The organism is Nocardia sp. alder85J, from assembly GCF_020176955.2.
Classification (GTDB): Bacteria; Actinomycetota; Actinomycetes; order Mycobacteriales; family Mycobacteriaceae; genus Nocardia.
Genome location: NZ_JAIUCZ020000003.1, coordinates 206,710 through 225,417, shown reverse-complemented (window position 1 = coordinate 225,417; position 18,708 = coordinate 206,710). Strand labels below are relative to the sequence as shown.

Genomic DNA, 18,708 nt, shown 5'->3' with positions numbered 1-18,708 from the left:
CGGTTCACCCCCCGCGTCACGGTCCGCCGGCCTGTGTGTCGGCCCGTCCCGGCCGGCACCGGGCCGCCTCATCCGGTGATGGCCCTCATCCGGTGATGGCGTACCGCGGTCCGAGCTTGCGCGCCGATTCCAGCACCCGTACGACGGTCGCCCGAGGCAGGCCGGTTTCGGTGCTGATGCTGGTGGGCGAGGCGGATTGGTCCGCCAGCGTGAGGATTTCGGCCAACTGCTCGATCGGGAGGGTGGACAGCCCGCGGTCGGAGATGGCACGGGCCGCCGTCCACAGCTGGATGTCCTCACCCTCCGGAATCGACTCGGCGAAATCGTCGGGGGTGTTGTCCACAGCGGCCAGCACCCGGGTATCGGGCTCTGTCACGGAGTCGCGCGGGGCACCGGCGGGCCGTGGCTTGCGGCGAGTGTCGTTCGGGCTCACGACCGGAGTAGGCAGCGCGCCCTCGGTGAGAGCGGTTCGGTCCGGCTCGAATTCGAGTTCGGCGAACAGATCCGGTTCGACCGGGAAGATCCGATCCGCCCGCACGGTCGTGGTCGCCACCGCGGAGGTGGCCTGCTCCTGCTCGAGGTCGGCGATGCCCTCGATCAGCATCGCGTACCGTGCGGAAACCCAGGCGTGCAACCAGATCACGACGCCCACCATGATCGGGGCGACGGCCGCCTCGGCCGCATGGGCGAGGCGACCGGCGGCGATGTGCGGCCCGGCGTTCAGCGCGATGGTCACGCCGAGCAGCCCGGCCTCGAGCAGCACCACCCGGCCGCGGTTGACGTCACGTCCCCACCGCGTGGCAGTCGTGGTCACCATCATGATGGTGATGATGGGGATGGAGATCATGGCTTCGAAGCCGTAGCTGAGCCAGTAGAGCGGGTCGGTCATGTCGCCGCTGGGTACCAGATTGTGCTGGACGTTCACACCCGCCCAGACCATGCCGAGGACGACGACGCCGATGAGGGCGCGAGCGGACCATTCGGCCCGCCGAAACAGTTGTGCGAGACGGGCGTCCGGGCTGGAGACCCGGCGCCGGGCCGCGAGCGCGCGCCGATGCCACCGGTCGTCGGCCTCCTCGGACCGCCGGATCGAGTCGGCCACCCGCCGATCCCGCCGCTCCGCCGACAGTTCGGCCTTCAGCGAGTCGCGCCGCTGCACCCGCCGCTTCTCCCGAATCCATTCGGCCAGCTCCCGTTCGGCCGCGAACTCGTCGTCGGAGAGCACGTCGAACAGCGCCGCGTTCTGCTGTAGTGGCAGCTTCCCGCGCGCGGTCTTCACCTGCTCAGCCAAAGCGGCGATCTCTTCTTTGCCGGTCGGTTGGTCTTCGCGCATCGCTGGCCTTCCTGGAGGCATCCGGCACCGCACCCGGTCGTCGAATACCTGTGAGCAGTGGAGCATCGTGCGGGTGTTCTTAGAGCTACCCGGGGTCCCATGCTGCCCCCGACGGGCCCGCACCGCAATCGCTATCCGGCCGGTGACACTGTTGCGCCTGTTCACTCCTGTTTCGGTTGAGAGGTGATACTCCCGGCGTGTCAGCGCAGAATCGGCGTCGGCGTCCCCTCGCCCCGGCCGGTCACGGATTCGATGAAGACCACCGGATCCGGTACCGCGGCAAGGATCTGAACGGTCCGCCGCAACCCGTCCTCCGGCACATCCGTCCCGCCGACCGCCGCGATCAGATCCAGCAGGTGCACGGTCGCCTCCACGATCGCCGCCTCCACGATCGCCCCGACACTCACACTCCCCACCTGCGGATAGTGCCGTCCCAGCGCAGGATCGGCCGCCCGCAGCACCCCGATCGCCTCGGCCCCGGTATCGGTGAAGTACCGCGACAACACCTCGGTACCCACCGCGGCGGCCTGCCGTGCGCCGGCGGCGATCTCGTCGGCCCGGGTGCGGGTCACCCCGCCGGGTGCGTGCAGCGCTCGCAGCAACTCCGCCCCACCGGCGATCACAGGTTCCGCGACCAGCGGCCCACGAAAGAAGTGCAGCACCTTGGGATCCGGCGCCACATGCGCGAAAAGATCCTGCACGGTCCACCCCGGCAGCCGGGTCGCCCGTCCCCATTCGGCGGCACTCAGCCCCACCCCGCGCTCACCCCACGACCGCCAGAGTCGCTCCAGCACATCGACATCCATGGCAACCCCGTCCGGTTCCCGGCCGCGGCGGCCGGTTCCGCCCATGCCATCACGGCGATCGCCGGAACGCAACGAACAACGGGATGCGCGTGCCGTGGCGGCTTCTGCTAAGAAATGAGATCGTCAGAGAATCGGATGAGCCCGGGGGCGTGCGCTGATGGCCGATGTGTTCTACGACGCGCTGTTCACTCCAGCCGATGTGTCGCACCAGCTCGTCGTCCCGAAACGGACCGTGTATTCGTGGCTCTCGGCGGATGCCGACGGCCACCGCCTCGTCCACCGGCTGCCACCGGAGCGCGGCAGCCGAGTGACCATTCCCTTCATCGGGCTCGTCGAGGTATATGTGCTCCGTGCGCTCCATACCGAGCTGCGGTTCGGCACGGCTCGTACCCACGCGGCGGTCGCGGACCTGCGCGCACGTTTCGGCACGGAATACGCATTGGGGAACGAGCGCATCGCGACCGACGGTATCGATCTGCTCGTCGAGTACAGCGATGGCGAGCCCGCTCGGGTGCACGGCCGCCGGATACCGGTGCGCGAGTTCGTCACCGGGTACCTCGGCGGTATCGACTGGGGAGATTCCGGGTACGCCACGCGACTGCGACTGCCGCGCTTCCCGGCGACGGCGCCGGTCGTGATCGACTCCCGGATCAATTGGGGCGGACCGGTGCTGCAACGGAGCAATGTACCCGTCAGCGCGATCATCGACCTCTTCGAATCCGGGGAACCGATCGCTGTCGTCGCCGGTGAATACGGACTCGATGAAGTGGAAGTGCAGGAAATTGTCCGGGCTGAGCTTGCCTGAGTCGCCCGGGTTCATTCTCGACCAGCGCTCGGTACGGCACGGCCGCCGGTTCGGGAGAACTCGGACCGGTTCAGGCGTCGCTGGCGACCCCAGGCAGTTGAACACTTCGTACGACCCCAGCGCCAACCCATCGGTGTCGGTGAAGCAGGCCGACCGCTTTCCCGCGTACTCGTCGACCCGGACCGCCTCGGTCGGAACTCTCCGTGCCCGCAGCTCGGCCGCAGCCACATCCGTCACCACGTGGGCCAGGCGCCGCAGGCTCTGTGCCTCCGGCCGCGCGGGGGTGCGCCGGCGGGTCCGGGAACGAGAACAGTTCCAGCTGGGTGCGGTCGGGCAGCACGTGACGGCGCTGGTAGCGGACCGGAGGTGCGTAGGGATGCCGGTGGACTTGCGGGTCCGGACGCGCTGCGGAACACAGCCGGATACCCGAGGGCACGCCTCGGAACGGCAACTGCTGGAGCAGCACTCGGCCGGTCATGCTGTAGCTCGATAACCGGTAGCAGTAGGTGGTCGAGCGGATCCATGGTGCGCAGGCAGCGGTCGGTCCGGGCCCGTCACAGACGCCGTGTCCACCAGAAGGATCCACGGGACGTGGCCCTGCCCGACCGCGAATCCGGTCGGCCGATTCTCTCGAACAGTGACACTGTCTGGGACGAGGTTCTCCGCAGGCGCGTAACCAGTTCAGCTGTAGGCGGTAGCGCGCAGGCGGCGTGCGGCCTCCAGGATCCGCAGGACGGATGATCCGGACATTCCCGTTTCCGCACCGATCGCGGCCGGGGTCCAGGACTGGTCGGCAAGGGTGAGCATCTCGGCGAGCTGGTCGATCGGCAGGCGCGACATTCCGCGCTCGGAGATCTCCCGCGCCACCGCCCAGATCTCGCGGTCCGCGATGTCGGTGTCGAAATCGTCGCTGTCGGAGTACAGCGTGTCGGCGGGAATCGGAAGCGGCTGGACCCAGCGGTCGGCCTCGGCCAGACGGCGGCGACTACCGGTCGACTCGGATGCGCCCGAGCCGGCGGACGTCTCCGCGTTCGCCTCGGATCGGTTGTTCTGGCTTCGGCGTGAGGACGATTCGGGCCGGGGAGCGGGTTGCGCCTCCGCCTTCTTGCGGGCGGGACGAGCTTCCGAGGCGGGCATCTCCAGTCCGGGCAGTGCAGCCGGTTCCGGCTGCTTCGTCCGTGACGTCGACCGTGCCGTCGCCGTGGACCGCGCCTCCGGTCCAGCGGGCGCGGGCTGTGTGTGTGCCTGCGGCACCGAGTGCGAATCTGCGGTCGGGTGTATTTCGAGTCCGGGTAGTGCGGCTGATGTGCTCGCCTGTGGATCCGAGGTGGGCTGTACTTCCGGTCCGGCGAGGGCGGCCGGTGCGGATTGCGCGTTCGTCCGGGAGGCCGGGCGAGTAGCCGCTGGGGGCGGCGTGTCGATGCCCGTGGCAGGTGCCTGCTGCTCGTTCGATCGAGTAGTTGCCGTGGGGCGCGCGGTGGCAGCGGCGGTAACCAGTTCGGCCCCAGCGTTGTTCGCGACGGCCGCCATCGCGGGATCCGCGATGGCGGGGTCGCTCATGCCGGCCTCGCCGGCTCGATCAGCGTCGAGCGCGGCGCGCGGGTGGTTGTGCCCATTGGTCTTTCGCGGTGCCGTCGCCTGTCTCGCGGTGGGGGAGTCGGCGCCGGTGACACGTCCGGTTTCCTGTCCTCCGTGTGCGCTGCGCTCGTCTCCGCCGCGGCCGTCCGCACCCGGGTGGTCTCCGGCCGGGTTGCCGGCGCTGCGGCCGTTTCGAACGTACTGCACGCCATTGCTTCCATCGCGTGCATCATCGCCGTTGCGGTCACTCGTCCGGCCGAGGTGATCGTGCCCGGCGGCATTGAGGCCATGAGTGTCGTTGTCCTCGTGCAGGTTCCGGGTCTCGGCTGCGTCATGCCGGTCGTGGTCGCTACCAACTCGGTCGGACCGATCATCGCCGTCGTGCTGGTGCACATCGTGGCTGCCGTAGCCGTTCCGGCCCTCGCTGCGGCCGTGCCCCTCACTGCGAACCGTGTCCCGGTCGTCCTGAAGGCTGTGACCGTTGTGGACCGAAGCGCCGTCGGGGTGGTCGATGTCGCGAGTGTTGCCACGATCGTTCAGGGCGTGACCGTTCAGGTGTCTACTGTCGTCACCGCCCGGGTCGTCGGTTCCCGGAACATGATTGCCGTTACGGCTGTTCCCGGAATCGGCGCCGGTCTTGCCGCCGCGGCTGTTTCGGGTGGTCTCGTCATCGCGGGAGGTGTGGTCACCCTGGACGGCGTGCCCGTTCGTACCGCTGTGGCCGTTTCGACTGCCGCTGTCGTATCCGTTGCGGCCGTATCCGATTCCGTTGTGGCCGTTGTGGGAGCGACCGTCCTGGCCGTGCTGCGAGCTGTGGCCGGCGTTGCCGTTGCGGATTGCGTTGCCGTTGTGACCGTTCGCGCCGTTGTTGCTGGTTCGATCGGCCGGGCCGGCGTGGCCGTTCGGATTGCGCCGGCCGTCGGGATCGCTGCCGTTGTGCCCGTTGCGGGGATCGTGGCCGTTCGATCCGTTGTGACCGCCGTCGCCCAGGCGACCGCCGGGATTCGCGGTGAATTCGTATCCGTTGCGGCCGACGTAGCCGAGTCCGGGCTCACGGCCGTTCCTGGCGTTGCGCGCGGACGGCCGGATCGGGTCGGCGACGGGCCGGGGCAGCGGGGACATCGGGATCGGGTCGGTCAGGGCCGTTGTGGTCCCACCGTTCTCCGGTGCGGGCCGGAGATGTTCGGCGGGAACATGTGCGGTGGCCGCCTGGTGGCTCGGGACTTCGTACGGCTCGTCGTCCGCCGGGTGCGGGAGCGGACCGTCGGTGGTGCCTGTCGACAGTGTGTGCGGCGCGTCCTGGCGCGGGAACAGGGCAGCGGGGACCGGGATCGTCACCGTCCGAGGGGCGGAAGGGCCGGTGTGCGCGTCCACGACCGGTGCGCCGTCGATGAGCATGGCGTAGCGGGCGGAGACCCAGGCGTGCAGCCAGATGATGACGCCGACCATGATGGGGGCGATGGCGGCCTCGGCGGCATGGGCGGTGCGACCGGCGGCGATGTGCGGCCCGGCATTGAGGCCGATGGTGATGCCGAGCAGGCCGATCTCCAGGATGGCGATCTTGCCGCGGGGGAGGTCGCGGCCCCAGCGGGCGGCGGTGGTGGCGACGACCATGATGGTGATGATGGGGATGGAGATCATGGCTTCGAAGCCGTAGCTGAGCCAGTAGAGCGGGTCGGTCATGTCGCCGCTGGGTACCAGATTGTGCTGGACGTTCACACCCGCCCAGACCATGCCGAGGACGACGACGGCGATGAGGGCGCGCGAGGACCATTCGGCGCGGCGGTAGAGCTGGGCGAGCCGGGCATCGGGGCTGGAGACGCGGCGGCGGGCGGCGAGGGCGCGGCGATGCCAGTGCGCGTCGGCCTCGTCGGAGCGCTGGATCGAGTCGGCCACCCGGCGGTCGCGCTGCTCGGCGGCCAGTTCGGCGCTGATCGAGCGTTTGCGCTGGCGCCGCCGCTGGGCCCGGATCCATTCCGCGAGTTCGCGTTCGGCGGCGATCTCGGTGTCCGACATGGCCTCGAGCAGTGCCGGATCGGTCTGCAACGGCAATTTGCCCCGGGCCGTGGCCACCCGCTGCCGTAGGGCGGCGATCTCAGAACTGCCGGCACTTCCGGACGACTGGTCGTCCATCATGGCGCGCCCTTCCCGGAGCAGGTACAGTCTCGGTTATCGAAAATGTGTTCGTTCGAACATATGTGTGATCGCAGTGAGAGTAATCCGTTACCACCTCGTGGTCAATGCTCTAGTCATTTCCGCAGCGTCCGAAGTTGCTGTGGCGCGCCGTAATCGGCGTCGGTGATCATTTCGGCGGAGTGCCGCAATTCCGGGCGAGTCGCGGTCAGTGCAGGGCGACGTGCCAGGCCAGCGCGGCGGCCACGGCGCCCGCGCCGTTCAGCGACCAGTGCAGCGCGATGGGTGCCAGCAGGCTGCCGCTGCGCCGCCGCAGCCAGGTGAAGACGAAGCCCGCGGCGCCCGTGGCCGCCACGGCAAGCAGGATGCCGGATATTTGCCCGAACAGGCCGCCGCCGAGGATCGCGCTCAGGCCCCGGTTGCCGGAGGTGAGTCCCATCGACGACGCCACATGCCACAACCCGAACAGCAGGGATCCGGCCGCGAACACTCCGCGCACCCCGTACGCGCGGTCGAGGGCGCCGTGCAACACCCCGCGGAACGCGAACTCCTCGGGAATCACCGTCTGGAGCGGGATCAGTACCAGCGAGGCCGGCAGCGCCCCCGACACCGTGGCGTAGCGATTGTTGAGGAAGAACGGCCGGGTGATCGGCAGCGCGACGCCGATCGCGGCGGCGGCGATCACCAGACCTGCCGCCACCAGCGCATAGCGAGCGCCGCGCCGCCAGTGCCGGCGTCCCAGCCCCAGCTCGGCCCAGCCGATGCCGCGCCGCCGCATCAGCGCCACCAGCGCCGCCACCGCGAGCGGCACGGTGAACACCCCGGCCCAGGCCACGGTGTAGTGCGCGATCAGGTCGGTGCAGGCGAGCGCCAGCACCACGACCACCACATCGAGGTGGGCGCGCAACCGGCCCGGCAGCGGCCGGGCATCGTGACTGCTCCGAGACATCGTGGCCAGTGTACGAGCGATTGCCGGGAGTGTGCCAGGCCCGTGTGGATGGCGGGGATGTCCGAGTGGACCGGTGCCGTGGCGGCCGTCACCCGGTGGCGGCCCAGCCTTGTGGATCCGTCCACGCCCGCAACGTCCGGGTGGTCTCGAAGCGGCGCGGTTCGTGGGTCACGGGATCGGTGAATTCCAGTGTCGCGGCGAGTAATTGCAGTGGCCTGGTGAAGTCGTCCACGGGTTTGTCGACCAGTTCGGGATAGAAGTCGTCGCCCAGAATCGGGATGCCCAGCGAATTCATGTGCAGCCGTAGCTGATGCGTGCGCCCGGTGTGCGGGAGCAACCGATACAGCCCGAGCCCGCCGCGTTGCTCCGCCAATTCCACCCGCGTTTCGGCATTCGGCTCGCCGTCGGTTTCGAAGGCGCGAATAATATTGCGCTCCTTGACTATCCGGCTGCGAATGGTCAGCGGCAGGGCCAGTCGCGGGTCGACGGGTGCGACGGCCCGGTACTCCTTGCGGACCCGGCGGCGCTGGAACAGCATCTGATAGGCGCCGCGCCGGGCGGGGTCGATCACGAACAGCACCAGGCCCGCGGTGGCCCGGTCCAGCCGGTGCGCCGGGATCAGCGCGGGCAGGTCCAGTTCCCGGCGCAGCCGCACCAGCGCGGTCTCGAGAATGTGCTGCCCCCGCGGGATGGTCGACAGGAAATGCGGTTTGTCGACCACCAGCAGGGTCTCGTCGCGATGCACGACGGTGATCTCGAACGGCACCGGCGTCTCCCGGGGCAGGTCCCGGTGGAACCAGACGGCGCCACCCGGGACGTAGGCGGCGTCCGGCGCGATCGGCCCGTCCAGGTCGACGATGGCCCCGGCGGCCAGCATCTCGTCGATCCGGGCGGCGGGCACCCGCGGCAGCCGTTCCACCAGGTGATCGCGGACCGTCGCCCAGGAGCCCTCCTCGGGCAGCCGCAGGCGCGCCGGGTCGAGACCGTGGCGCTGGGGGAGCGGGGGGACCTGCCTGCGTCGCATCGACCTCGACGGTAGCCGTGAGCAGGGCCGCCCGCGCATCCGGGTTGTGAAAGTTAGCCTTACCTACCTTCGGTGGCCGGATTGTGTGATGATGTGGATGATTCGGCAAGGAGGCACAGTAATGACGGTAGAGGCCGCGCCGCTGCCCGCGGCGGATACGGGGAACCGGCCACCGAGATCGGTAGTGAAGCAGCGCAAGGCCCGGGAGACCGCGGCCCGCAAGGAGATTCTCGCGCCGGTGCAGCGCACGCTCACCGGGGCGTCGGTGATCGTCTTCCTCACGTCGGTCGGCGCGGTCGTTCCGTTCATTCTGATCGTCGAAGCCTGCCGTGAACTGCTGGCCCCGCACCCGGACACCGACCGGGTGTGGCGGCTGCTGGGCCTTGCGGTCGCCGTGCTGGTGGTCCGCGCGCTGTGGCAGGCGGTGGCGCTGACCTGGTCGCATCTGTCCGACGCGCGCTTCCAGCTCACGGTGCGCCGCACGCTGGCGGAGAAGCTGACCCGGGTGCCGCTGGGCTGGTTCGAGCGCAGCTCCGGCGAGGTGAAGTCCTATCTCCAGGACGATGTCGACGCGCTGCACTACCTGGTGGCCCACGCCCGGCTGGATTTCGTTGCCGCCGTGACGGTTCCGCTGGTCAGCCTGGTCTACCTGATCGCCGTCGACTGGTTGATGACGCTGGTGCTGCTGATCCCGCTGATCCTCTACGCGGTGCTGTACAGCCGGATGGCCGACGCCGACGGCCGCGACCGTACCGCCCTGTTCCTCCGGTCGGAGCGCCGCACCCAGGAGACGGTGATCGAATTCGTCGACGGCATCACGGTGGTGCGGGCGTTCGGCCGGGCGGGCAAGGCGTACACCGCGTTCCAGCAGGCCGTCGGTGAGCAGACCAAGCGGCTGCGGCAGATGAAGGCCCCCATCATCACCGTGCAGGCGCTCACCGATGTCGTCATCGCCCCGGTGTTCGTGATGTCCGTGGTGGTCGTCGCGGGTCTGGCGCTGGTCGGCCTCGGCTGGGTGCACGCGGTGGATCTGCTGCCGTTCCTGCTGGTCGGGCTGGGTATCGGCAGTTCGCTGCTCGGGCTGGCCTACAGCGCGCAAGCGCTGAGTGCGGCCGGTGCCGCGGCCCTGCGCCTGCACGAGCTCCAGCAGACGCCGGAGCTGAGCTCGGGCAGCGGCGCACCGCGGGCGCGGGCCGCCGAGCCCGCCGGCACCGTGCGCTTCGAGGGCGTGGGCTTCGGCTATCGCGCGGATCGTCAGGTCCTGCACGGCATCTCGTTCGAACTGACCCCGGGGACGGTGACGGCGCTGGTGGGCCCCAGCGGTTCGGGCAAGTCCACCGTGGCGAAGCTGCTGCCTCGCTTCCACGATGTCGACTCCGGACGGATCACGCTGGCGGGCACCGATATTCGTGACTACGGTAGTGCGGATCTGTACCGCAGCGTGGGTTTCGTCTTCCAGGACGTGCGGCTGATCGGGGCAAGTATCCGGGAGAATCTGCGGCTGGCGCGGCCCGACGCCGACGACGCCGCACTGGAGCGGGCCGCCCGCGCGGCCCGGATCCACGACCGCATCGCCACCCTGCCGCGCGGCTACGACTCGGAGATCGGCGTGGACGCGACGCTGTCCGGTGGTGAGGCACAACGGTTGTCGATCGCCCGCGCGCTGCTGGCCGACACCCCGGTGCTGGTGCTCGACGAGGCCACCGCCTTCGCCGACCCGGAATCCGAAGCAGCCGTGCAGGATGCGCTGGCCACGCTGGTGGCCGGGCGCACGGTGCTGGTCATCGCCCATCGCCTGCACACCATCACCAACGTCGACAACATCCTGGTGCTGAACGACGGCGCCCTGGTCGAACAGGGCCGGCACGAGAGCCTGCGCTACGCGGGTGGTCTGTATCAACAGCTGTGGGAACTGAACGAGGCGGCGGTCGGCGAGGTCGCGCTGGCCGGCACGGAGGAGAACCGATGATCCGCACGGTGCTGGCCCTGATTCCGGCCGAATACGCCCGGCTGACCCCGCGTTTCCTGGCGGCGGTCGTCGCGCAGGCGATCTGCCAGGCGGTCGCCTGTGTGCTGCTGGTCCCCGTGCTGAAGGCGCTGTTCGGCCACGATACGGCCGGCGCGTGGGTCTGGGTGCTGCCGATGCTGCTGGCCGTGGCCGGCGTGGTGGTGCTCACCTATCTGCAAGCGGTGCTCGGCCTGCGGATCGCGGTCGGCCTGCAGGCCGACCTCCAGACCCGGCTGGGTGATCAGCTGAACACGTTGCCGCTCGGCTGGTTCGGTGATCGGCCGGCGGCGGCGCTGTCGCATCTGGTCGTCGAGGATGTGCGCCAGGTGCAGCAACTCGTCGCCTATCTGCTGGCCAAGGTGATCGCCGGGATCGTGGTACCGCTGGGTGTGGCGGTCGGAATGTTGCTGGTGGACTGGCGGATCGGCGTGGCGATGCTGGTGGCCGCGCCGGTGCTGTTCGTGGTCGAAGCGGCGGCCGGGCGGCTGTACAACTGGTCGGATCGGCGCATCCATGCCGCGGCGGTCGAATCCGACACGCGTGTCGTGGAATTCGCGCAGGCCCAGCCGGTCTTGCGTGCATTCGGCGCGGTCGGCGCGCGCAACCGGGCACTGGACGCCGCGCTGGCCGGACAGCGTTCGGCCACCGTCCGGATGGTGTTCACCGCCGTCCCGAGCCTGTTCGTGTTCACGATCCTGGTGCAGGGCGCCTTCCTGCTGCTGGCCTACCTCGCGGTGGATCGGGTGACGCAGGGCGCGATCACGGCCGCGGCGGCCATCGCGCTGGTGGCCGTCGGCTCCCGGTTCATCGAACCCCTCACGCAGGCGGCCCAATTGGGCACCACACTGCGCTCGGCCGCCGCCGCGGTCCGCCGCATCACGGAACTGCTGGCCGAGCCCGCGCTGCCGGAATCGGCCGCTGCCGTGACCCCCGGCGCACCGACCGTCGTCTTCGACGGTGTCGGCTTCGGCTACGAAGCGGACAAGCCGGTGCTGTCGGAACTGTCGTTCACCGTGCCCGCCGGCACCACCACCGCCATCGTCGGCCCCAGCGGCTCCGGCAAATCCACCCTGCTGCGACTGGTGTCGCGCTACCACGATGTGAGCTCGGGCGGCATCGAGGTCGGCGGCGCGGACGTCCGCGACCAGCCCACCGAAACCCTGCTCGGCCAGCTGTCACTGGTGTCGCAACAGGTCTACCTGTTCAACCGCTCGGTGATCGAGAACATCCGGATCGGCCGCCCCGACGCCACCGACGAGGAAGTCCGCCGGGCCGCCACCGCGGCGCGGGTGGACGAGATCGTCGACCGCCTGCCCGACGGCTGGGACACCATCGTCGGTGAGGGCGGCGCGACCCTGTCCGGCGGTGAGCGCCAGCGCATCTCGATCGCCCGCGCCCTGCTCAAGGACGCCCCGGTGGTCCTGCTCGACGAGGCCACCAGCGCTCTGGATCCGCACAGCGAGGCCGTGGTCGTCCGTGGCGTCCATCAACTGAGTCGCGGAAAAACCGTCCTGGTCGTCGCCCACCGCCTGGCCACCATCGCCCACGCCGACCAGATCCTCTTCCTCGACGAGGGCCGCATCACCGAACGCGGCACCCACACCGAACTGCTGGCCGCCGCCGGCCGCTACGCCGACTTCTGGAACGAACGCTCCCGTGCCACCGGCTGGCGCCTGGAGCCGATCCCGGTCGCCTGAAAGCAGATCCGCCCGGCCCGGCGCACCGCCGGTGCCGGGCCGTCGTGCCGGGTTGGGCCGTCGTGCCGGGCCGGGCCGAGTTATCGGCCGGGTCGAACCGTGAGGCCGTGGCGAATTGTGTTGCCCGCGCTGAATTGCCGGCCTGGTCGTATCGCTTGGCCGGGCTGTGCTGCCGGGTCGGGCCCAGCTGCGGGAACAAGCTGAACAGCCAGGTCGGACTGCTGGACCGTGCCGCCGGACCGAGACCGCACAGGTTCGGGGGTGGCACGGGGTCAGGTCGTTGTGGGTTCCGCCGCAACAGGCTCGGCTCGACAACGTTCGGGTGCGATCGGGGTGGTCGCGGATTTCGCGGCACCCCGGTGTGTCAGCGCCAGTATCCGCGGGCCTTGATCGACGTCTTCGGTAGTTGGTGGGTGGTCTGGAGGGTTTTCGAGATGGAGCGGGTGGTGGCGGCGTCGCAGGCGGCCCACACGTATGCGTCGCTGGGGCAGTCCAGGTCGTGGGCCAGCTCGCGCATCAGGCGGCCGTCGTCGACGCGCTGGATCCAGGTGACCTCGTGTTGCGGCTTGTTGCGGACCGGTAGGCCGGTATCGGATTCGTACTGCCACTCCAGCCAGATCCGGGCCGGGACGTCGCCGATGGCCTCGAGCAGGGTGTTGACCGCGGGGAGTGAGGCGGTGTCGCCGAAGATCAGGAATTCGCCGGGCAGCGGATCGGGCAGGGTGAAATCCGAACCCATCACCGTGCATTCGACCTCGTCGCCCACCGAGGCGTCGCGGGCCCAGTTGGCGGCGGGACCGTTGTGCAGTGCGAATTCGATCCAGAATCGGTCGCCGTCGGGGTCCTGATCGAGGAGCGTGTACCCGCGCTGATGCAGCGTGTCGGTGCCCTCCTCGGGGATCCACAGCCGGACGAACTGGGTGGGATGGATCGGGTGATCCCGCAGCAGGCCACCGCCGTCGAAGCCGAGCCGCAGATATTTGTCGGTCACCGTCTCCACGCTGGAGACCGTGAGCCGGTAGTCCTTCGCCCGCATCATCTTCAGGATGAAGCCGTTGTATCCCTTACCCATGGTGATTAGGTTAGCCTAAACAAATGAGTCGGTCATCGGGCAATCGCGGCGAATGCGAAACACCCCGGTGCCGAGACGGCGCCGGGGCGTTCCGATGAGTCCCGCGTCAGCAGGACGCGGCCACCGCGGCGCCGATCGTGCAGACCGAATCCTGGCTCAGCTTCCAGGAATCGCCGACGCGCACCCAGTGGATCGGGTAGGCGAAGTCCGGGTAGCCGGGGGTGAGCACCCGCAGCGTCGCGTCGATGCGATCGCCGGACTGGTTCGCGCCCACCACATCCCAGTGCAGGGTCGGCGGCGACAGGGCCAGCGTGTCGGCGACCTTGTCCATCACGCCGACGCCGGAATCGCCCGATTCGAGCTCGTTGGCGCGGGTACTGCGCGGCAGCCCCGTGTTGATCGCGACGCCCAGCTTGTTGGTCAGCTCGGCGGAACCGGGGGAACCGGCGTCCGCGTGGACGGTCGCCACCGCCGGTGCCGCCGCGGCGTTGCCGGACGCTCCGACCAGTGGCAGGGCGACTGCGAAGGCAATCGACATGAGGCGAATCAGGGGCTTGTGGCGGAGGTTCATGACCGTACTCCAGATGATCTCGATGCTGCGGCGCCCGTCTCCGGGACCTGTACCACTGTGCAATATAAGGTAAGGCTATGCAAATATGGGAGGGCCGGTGCGTCGCCGCGCCCCGCCGTACAGCGGTGGCACACGCGTCTTCGCGGCATCGAGGAAAGTGGGAGATCGCGTGGAAACACTTCTGGTAGTCGGTGCCGGGCCGAAGGCCCTGGCGGTGGCGGCGAAGGCGCGGGTGTTGCGGGATCTCGGGCTGCCCGCACCGCGCGTGGTGGTGGTGGATCGGCATGGTGTGGGCGCGAATTGGCTGCCCGACGGCGGCTGGACCGACGGCCGGCACCGGCTCGGCACCAGCCCGGAGAAGGACATCGGCTTCCCGTACCGCTCCACCTGGGCCCGCGGCCACAACCGGGACATCAACGCGGCGATGACGGCCTACAGCTGGACCTCCTTCCTGATCGAGCACGGCACCTACGCCGAGTGGATCGACCGCGGCCGGCCCAATCCGTACCACCGGGAGTGGGCCCGCTACCTGCGATGGGTGGCCGGCAAGATCGACCTGGAGTTGGTGCGCGGCACCGTGACCGGCGTGAGCGCCGCCGCCGACGGCTGGCTGGTCACCGTGACCGACGCCGAATCCGGTACCGGCCAATTCGATGTCGATCGGCTGATGATCACCGGCCCCGGCGCGAGCACCTCCGCACTGGCGGAACATGCACGGGTGCTGAGCATCTCGCGGTTCTGGGAGTTGGTGGGCCGGCGCAGTCTGCCGGTGGCCTCGCGGGTGGCCGTCGTCGGCGGCGGCGAGACCGCGGCCGCGGCCCTGGACGAGCTGGTACGGCACGACATGCTGTCGATCGGCGTGATCTCGCCCGCCCCCACCCTCTACACCCGCGGCGAAAGCTATTTCGAGAACGCGCTGTTCAGTGATCCCACGGCCTGGACCGGGCTGACGGTGGCGGAGCGGCGTGATGCGATCCGCCGGTGCGACCGTGGCGTGTTCTCGGTGAGCGTGCAGCAGAATCTACTGGGCGACAACCGGGTTCACCACTTACAGGGCCGCGTGATCCGGGTCGCCGATCGTGGTGACACGGTCGCGCTGACGTTGCGCAACCAGTCCCGCTCCGATCAGATCCAGGGTTTCGATCTGGTGATCGACGCGACCGGCGGGCAGCCGCTGTGGTTCCTGGACCTGCTGGAGCCCGGCGCGGCGGATCTGCTGGAGCTGGCCGTCGGCGGCCGTACGACCCCGCCCCGCGTCGAGGCCGCGATCGACTACGACCTCTCGGTGCGCGGCCTGCCCGCGAAGCTGTACCTGCCGAATCTGGCCGGTGTCGGGCAGGGGCCGGGCTTCCCGAATCTGTCCTGTCTGGGCGAACTTTCGGATCGGGTGCTCGGCGCGCCGGTGCGGATCGGCCGGGTGGAGGCGGCAAGCCGTCGACAGGCGATGGTAGATTAGCCTATCCTAACTAAGGCTCGGTGCCGCTCAGACGAGCGTGCCGCCGATCGGCATTCCACCCGCCGCGACACCCGAGCCGTTTCGAATTGCATGGAAGGCACGGACGTTGGCAGACAACAAGGCCGGAATCAGCGCGGCGCTCGAGCAGATCCTCCGTGAGGAAATGCAGATCGACACCAGCCGGTTCACCCGCGAATCGCATCTCATCGACCAGGTCGGTCTGGACTCCGTCGGGTTCGCCGTCGGAATGGTCGCCATCGAGGAGCGGCTGGGCATCGCGCTCTCGGAAGAGGATCTGCTCAGCTGCAATACGATCGGCGATCTCGACGACATCGTCACCACCCGGGCCGGCGAGCCCGCGCACTGAGCGCGTGTTCCGTTCCGCGACTGCGCAACCCGAGAGTGAGCGATGACCAGCAGCAGTTATGAAGCCGCGAATCCGTTGGCGGCCGGTATTTCCCGAGCGATCTCGACATCCACGGCCGATCTGGTCGTGCTGGATCAGGAATCCGGGCAGTGGCAGCGATACCCCTGGCCGGAGATCCACGCCAAGGCCGAACGGATCGCGTCCGAGATCCTGGCCCGCGCCGACCGCGCGGTCGGCCGCGTCGGGCTGATCGGCGAACCGACCGCCGAACTGGTCGCCGCCATCCTCGGCGCGTGGATGGCCGGGACCACCGTCTCGATCCTGCCGGGCCCGGTGCGCGGCGCCGATCCGGCCGCCTGGGCCCGGACCTCGCTGCGCCGCTTCGCCGATATCGGCGTGCGCACGGTCTTCAGCCACACCGGCACCCTGGAACTGCTCGCGAGCGCCGAAACCGCTGTGCACGTCGCGGATCTCGCGGTCGTGGGCCGCAGCGGCCTGTCGTCCTCGTTCACACCGGAGGCCGGTGGCGACGGCGGCAGCCTGGCGGTGCTGCAAGGGACCGCCGGTTCGACCGGCATGCCGAAATGGGTGGAGCTGTCCCGCGATACCGCGGTGGCGAACATCGACGGCGTGGTGGACCGGCTGGGCCTGACACCCGCCGACGTGGGATGCAGCTGGCTGCCGCTCTACCACGACATGGGCCTGACCTTCCTGATGAGCACGCTGGTCACCGGAATCCCGTTGTGGCTGGCGCCGAATTCGGCCTTCGCCGCCGGGCCCTTCAAGTGGATGAACTGGCTCAGCGACGCCGGCGCCACCTACACCGCGGCGCCGAACTTCGCCTACGACATCGTCGGCCGGTACGGACGCCTCATCAAGGACGCCGATCTCGGCCGGATGCGGATCGCGATCAGTGGCGGCGAGCCGATCGACACCGCCGGCTTCCAGCGCTTCCTGGACGAGACCACCCGGGTGGGCTTCGATCCGGGCGCCGCCGTGCCCGCCTACGGACTGGCCGAATCCACCTGTGCGGTCACCATGGTCAGGCCCGGCGCCGGGCTGCGCGTCGACGAAGTCCGGGTCGAGGACCGTGGCGACGGCACCGCGACCACGCGCCGGCTGGCCGTGCTCGGCGAGCCGATCCCGGGTACCGAGGTGCGCATCACGCCCTCGGATCCCGCGCCGCAGGCGATCGAGGGTCGCGAGGTGGGCGACGTCGAGATCCGCGGAACCTCCATGATGGACGGCTATTTCGGCGATGAGCGGCTGTCCCCGGACGGCTGGTTCAAGACCGGTGACATCGGCTATCTGGTGGACGGGGCCCTGGTGGTGTGCGGTCGCGCCAAGGAGCTGATCATCGTCGCGGGCCGCAACGTCTTCCCGACCGAGATCGAGCGCGCCGCGGCGACCGTCGACGGCGTCCGCAGCGGCCGGGTGGTCGCGATCGGCACCGGCGCGGGCGCGGCCCGTCCCGGCCTGGCGATCGCCGCGGAATACAAAGGCGCCGACGAGACCTCGGCCCGCGCCGCGATCGTCGAGCGGGTGGCCTCGGAATGCGGCATCGTGCCGTCGGAGGTGATCCTGGTCCCGGCAGGCGGACTGCCGATCACCACCTCCGGCAAGCTGCGGCGGCTCGAGGTCAAGCGCCTCGTGGAATCGGCAGGAGCGGCGAAATGACGGAAACGGCGGTCGCAGCGGAGGTCCGGACCCTCGACGAGTACCGCGAACTGCTGCGGGAGGTCTTCGACGAGCAGGTCACGGCGTGGACCGAACAGGCCGAGGCGGACGAGAAGTTCCCGCGGCAGCTGATCGAACGACTCGGCCGCGCCGGGGTTTTCGCCGACAAGTGGGCAGGCGGGGTGCATCCCGATCTGCCGAAGCTGTTCGAACTCGCCCTCGCGCTGGGCCGATTGGGCTCGGCCGGGATCGGTGTCGGTGTCGGTGTCAGCCTGCACGATTCGGCGATCTCGATCCTGCGCCGCTTCGGCCGGTCCGAGCGCCTGCGGGCCGTGGCCGAACAGGCCATCCGCGGTGAGGCGGTGCTCTGCATCGGCGCCTCGGAAGCCTCCGGCGGCTCCGACCTCCAGATCGCCGAGACCGAGATCCGCGGCAGCCGTGGTGGTTACGAGGTGCGCGGGCGGAAGAAGTTCGTCTCGCTGTCGCCGATCGCCGACTACATCCTGGTGGTGGGTCGCGATACCTCGCAGGAGAACTCGGCGGCGCACGGCAATGTGGCACTGGTGCTGGTGCCGACCGCTCAGGTCACGGTGCTCGACCGCTACCGCAAGGTGAGCGCCGGGCCACTGGACACCGCACCGGTCGAGATCGACACCTGGGTGCCCGCGGAGGCGCTGATCGCCCGTCCCGGAACGGGTCTCGCGGTGGTGAGCTGGGGTCTGGCGCACGAGCGGCTGTCCATCGCCGGTCAGGTGGCGGCATCGTGCGATCGCGCGATCGGCATCACCGTGGCCCGGATGAAGGACCGGACCCAGTTCGGCCACACCCTCTTCGATCATCAGGCGTTGCGGTTGCGGGTGGCCGATCTGCAAGCGCGGGTCGATGTGCTGAGGCACGCGCTGACCGGCATCGCCGCGGACCAGCAGATGAACCTCCGCACCGCCGCGGCGGTGAAGGTCACCGCGGCCCGGCTCGGCGAGGAGGTGATGTCGGAATGTCTGCACATCTTCGGCGGCACCGGCTTCCTGATCGACGAGACGCCGCTCGGACGCTGGTGGCGGGACATGAAACTGGGCCGGGTCGGCGGCGGCACCGACGAGGTGCTGTGGGAGCTGGTCGCGGCCTCCATGACGCCGAACGTCGAGGAGTACGCCGCCTGGGGCCTGACCGACACCCAGCGCTCCTGAACGCGGGCGGCCGGGTCCTGCGGTGCGGCCGGGAACATCCCGGCC

14 protein-coding genes are annotated in these 18,708 nt (G+C 69.6%); 7 read left to right on the top strand and 7 right to left on the bottom strand.

Annotated elements, in window-relative coordinates:
* Positions 1–85 precede the first annotated feature (85 nt).
* Complete coding sequence (locus LBW94_RS12330; protein WP_225057732.1) at positions 86–1,333, bottom strand: hypothetical protein; 1,248 nt, start codon at positions 1,331–1,333, stop codon at positions 86–88.
* 200 nt (positions 1,334–1,533) lie between these two features.
* Positions 1,534–2,139, bottom strand: a complete 606-nt coding sequence (locus LBW94_RS12325) for a maleylpyruvate isomerase N-terminal domain-containing protein (RefSeq protein WP_225057733.1) — start codon at positions 2,137–2,139, stop codon at positions 1,534–1,536.
* A 157-nt stretch (positions 2,140–2,296) separates the two neighbouring features.
* Between LBW94_RS12325 and LBW94_RS12320 the strand changes: the two genes are divergently transcribed.
* Complete coding sequence (locus LBW94_RS12320) at positions 2,297–2,944, top strand: DUF433 domain-containing protein (protein ID WP_225057734.1); 648 nt, start codon at positions 2,297–2,299, stop codon at positions 2,942–2,944.
* Positions 2,945–3,625: 681 nt separating this feature from the next.
* Here LBW94_RS12320 and LBW94_RS12315 read toward each other — a convergent pair.
* From LBW94_RS12315 to LBW94_RS12305, 3 genes are all read right to left on the bottom strand, one after another.
* Positions 3,626–6,658 carry a hypothetical protein gene (locus LBW94_RS12315; RefSeq protein ID WP_225057735.1) on the bottom strand — a complete coding sequence of 1,011 codons (3,033 nt, stop codon included), beginning with the start codon at positions 6,656–6,658 and terminating at the stop codon, positions 3,626–3,628.
* A 205-nt stretch (positions 6,659–6,863) separates the two neighbouring features.
* On the bottom strand, positions 6,864–7,604 hold the full coding sequence (locus LBW94_RS12310) for a CPBP family intramembrane glutamic endopeptidase (protein WP_225057736.1): 741 nt from the start codon (positions 7,602–7,604) through the stop codon (positions 6,864–6,866).
* Positions 7,605–7,692: 88 nt separating this feature from the next.
* Positions 7,693–8,628 (bottom strand): RluA family pseudouridine synthase, encoded by a 936-nt coding sequence (locus LBW94_RS12305; RefSeq protein ID WP_225057737.1) that lies wholly within the window; start codon positions 8,626–8,628, stop codon positions 7,693–7,695.
* A 121-nt stretch (positions 8,629–8,749) separates the two neighbouring features.
* On the opposite strand from LBW94_RS12305, the gene LBW94_RS12300 reads away from it, so the two are divergent.
* Entirely contained in the window at positions 8,750–10,597 is a 1,848-nt protein-coding gene (locus tag LBW94_RS12300) for an ABC transporter ATP-binding protein (protein WP_225057738.1), read from the top strand.
* Complete coding sequence (locus LBW94_RS12295; protein WP_225057739.1) at positions 10,594–12,333, top strand: ABC transporter ATP-binding protein; 1,740 nt, start codon at positions 10,594–10,596, stop codon at positions 12,331–12,333. Before LBW94_RS12300 ends, LBW94_RS12295 begins: the two co-directional genes overlap by 4 nt.
* A gap of 364 nt (positions 12,334–12,697) precedes the next feature.
* Here the strand turns inward: LBW94_RS12295 and LBW94_RS12290 are convergent, their stop codons facing one another.
* On the bottom strand, positions 12,698–13,405 hold the full coding sequence (locus LBW94_RS12290; protein WP_225057740.1) for a siderophore-interacting protein: 708 nt from the start codon (positions 13,403–13,405) through the stop codon (positions 12,698–12,700).
* A 106-nt stretch (positions 13,406–13,511) separates the two neighbouring features.
* Positions 13,512–13,943, bottom strand: coding sequence for a hypothetical protein (locus tag LBW94_RS12285; protein WP_225057741.1), 432 nt, complete (start codon positions 13,941–13,943; stop codon positions 13,512–13,514).
* A 202-nt stretch (positions 13,944–14,145) separates the two neighbouring features.
* Between LBW94_RS12285 and LBW94_RS12280 the strand changes: the two genes are divergently transcribed.
* The 4 genes from LBW94_RS12280 to LBW94_RS12265 all read left to right on the top strand — a co-directional run bounded on the left by LBW94_RS12280 (position 14,146) and on the right by LBW94_RS12265 (position 18,663).
* Entirely contained in the window at positions 14,146–15,432 is a 1,287-nt protein-coding gene (locus LBW94_RS12280; RefSeq protein ID WP_225057742.1) for a SidA/IucD/PvdA family monooxygenase, read from the top strand.
* A gap of 106 nt (positions 15,433–15,538) precedes the next feature.
* Entirely contained in the window at positions 15,539–15,799 is a 261-nt protein-coding gene (locus tag LBW94_RS12275) for an acyl carrier protein (protein WP_225057816.1), read from the top strand.
* A 42-nt stretch (positions 15,800–15,841) separates the two neighbouring features.
* Positions 15,842–17,476 carry a long-chain-fatty acid--ACP ligase MbtM gene (gene mbtM / locus LBW94_RS12270; protein WP_225057743.1) on the top strand — a complete coding sequence of 545 codons (1,635 nt, stop codon included), beginning with the start codon at positions 15,842–15,844 and terminating at the stop codon, positions 17,474–17,476.
* On the top strand, positions 17,473–18,663 hold the full coding sequence (locus tag LBW94_RS12265; RefSeq protein WP_225057744.1) for an acyl-CoA dehydrogenase family protein: 1,191 nt from the start codon (positions 17,473–17,475) through the stop codon (positions 18,661–18,663). The genes mbtM and LBW94_RS12265 overlap by 4 nt, the downstream gene beginning before the upstream one ends.
* Positions 18,664–18,708: the final 45 nt, after the last annotated feature.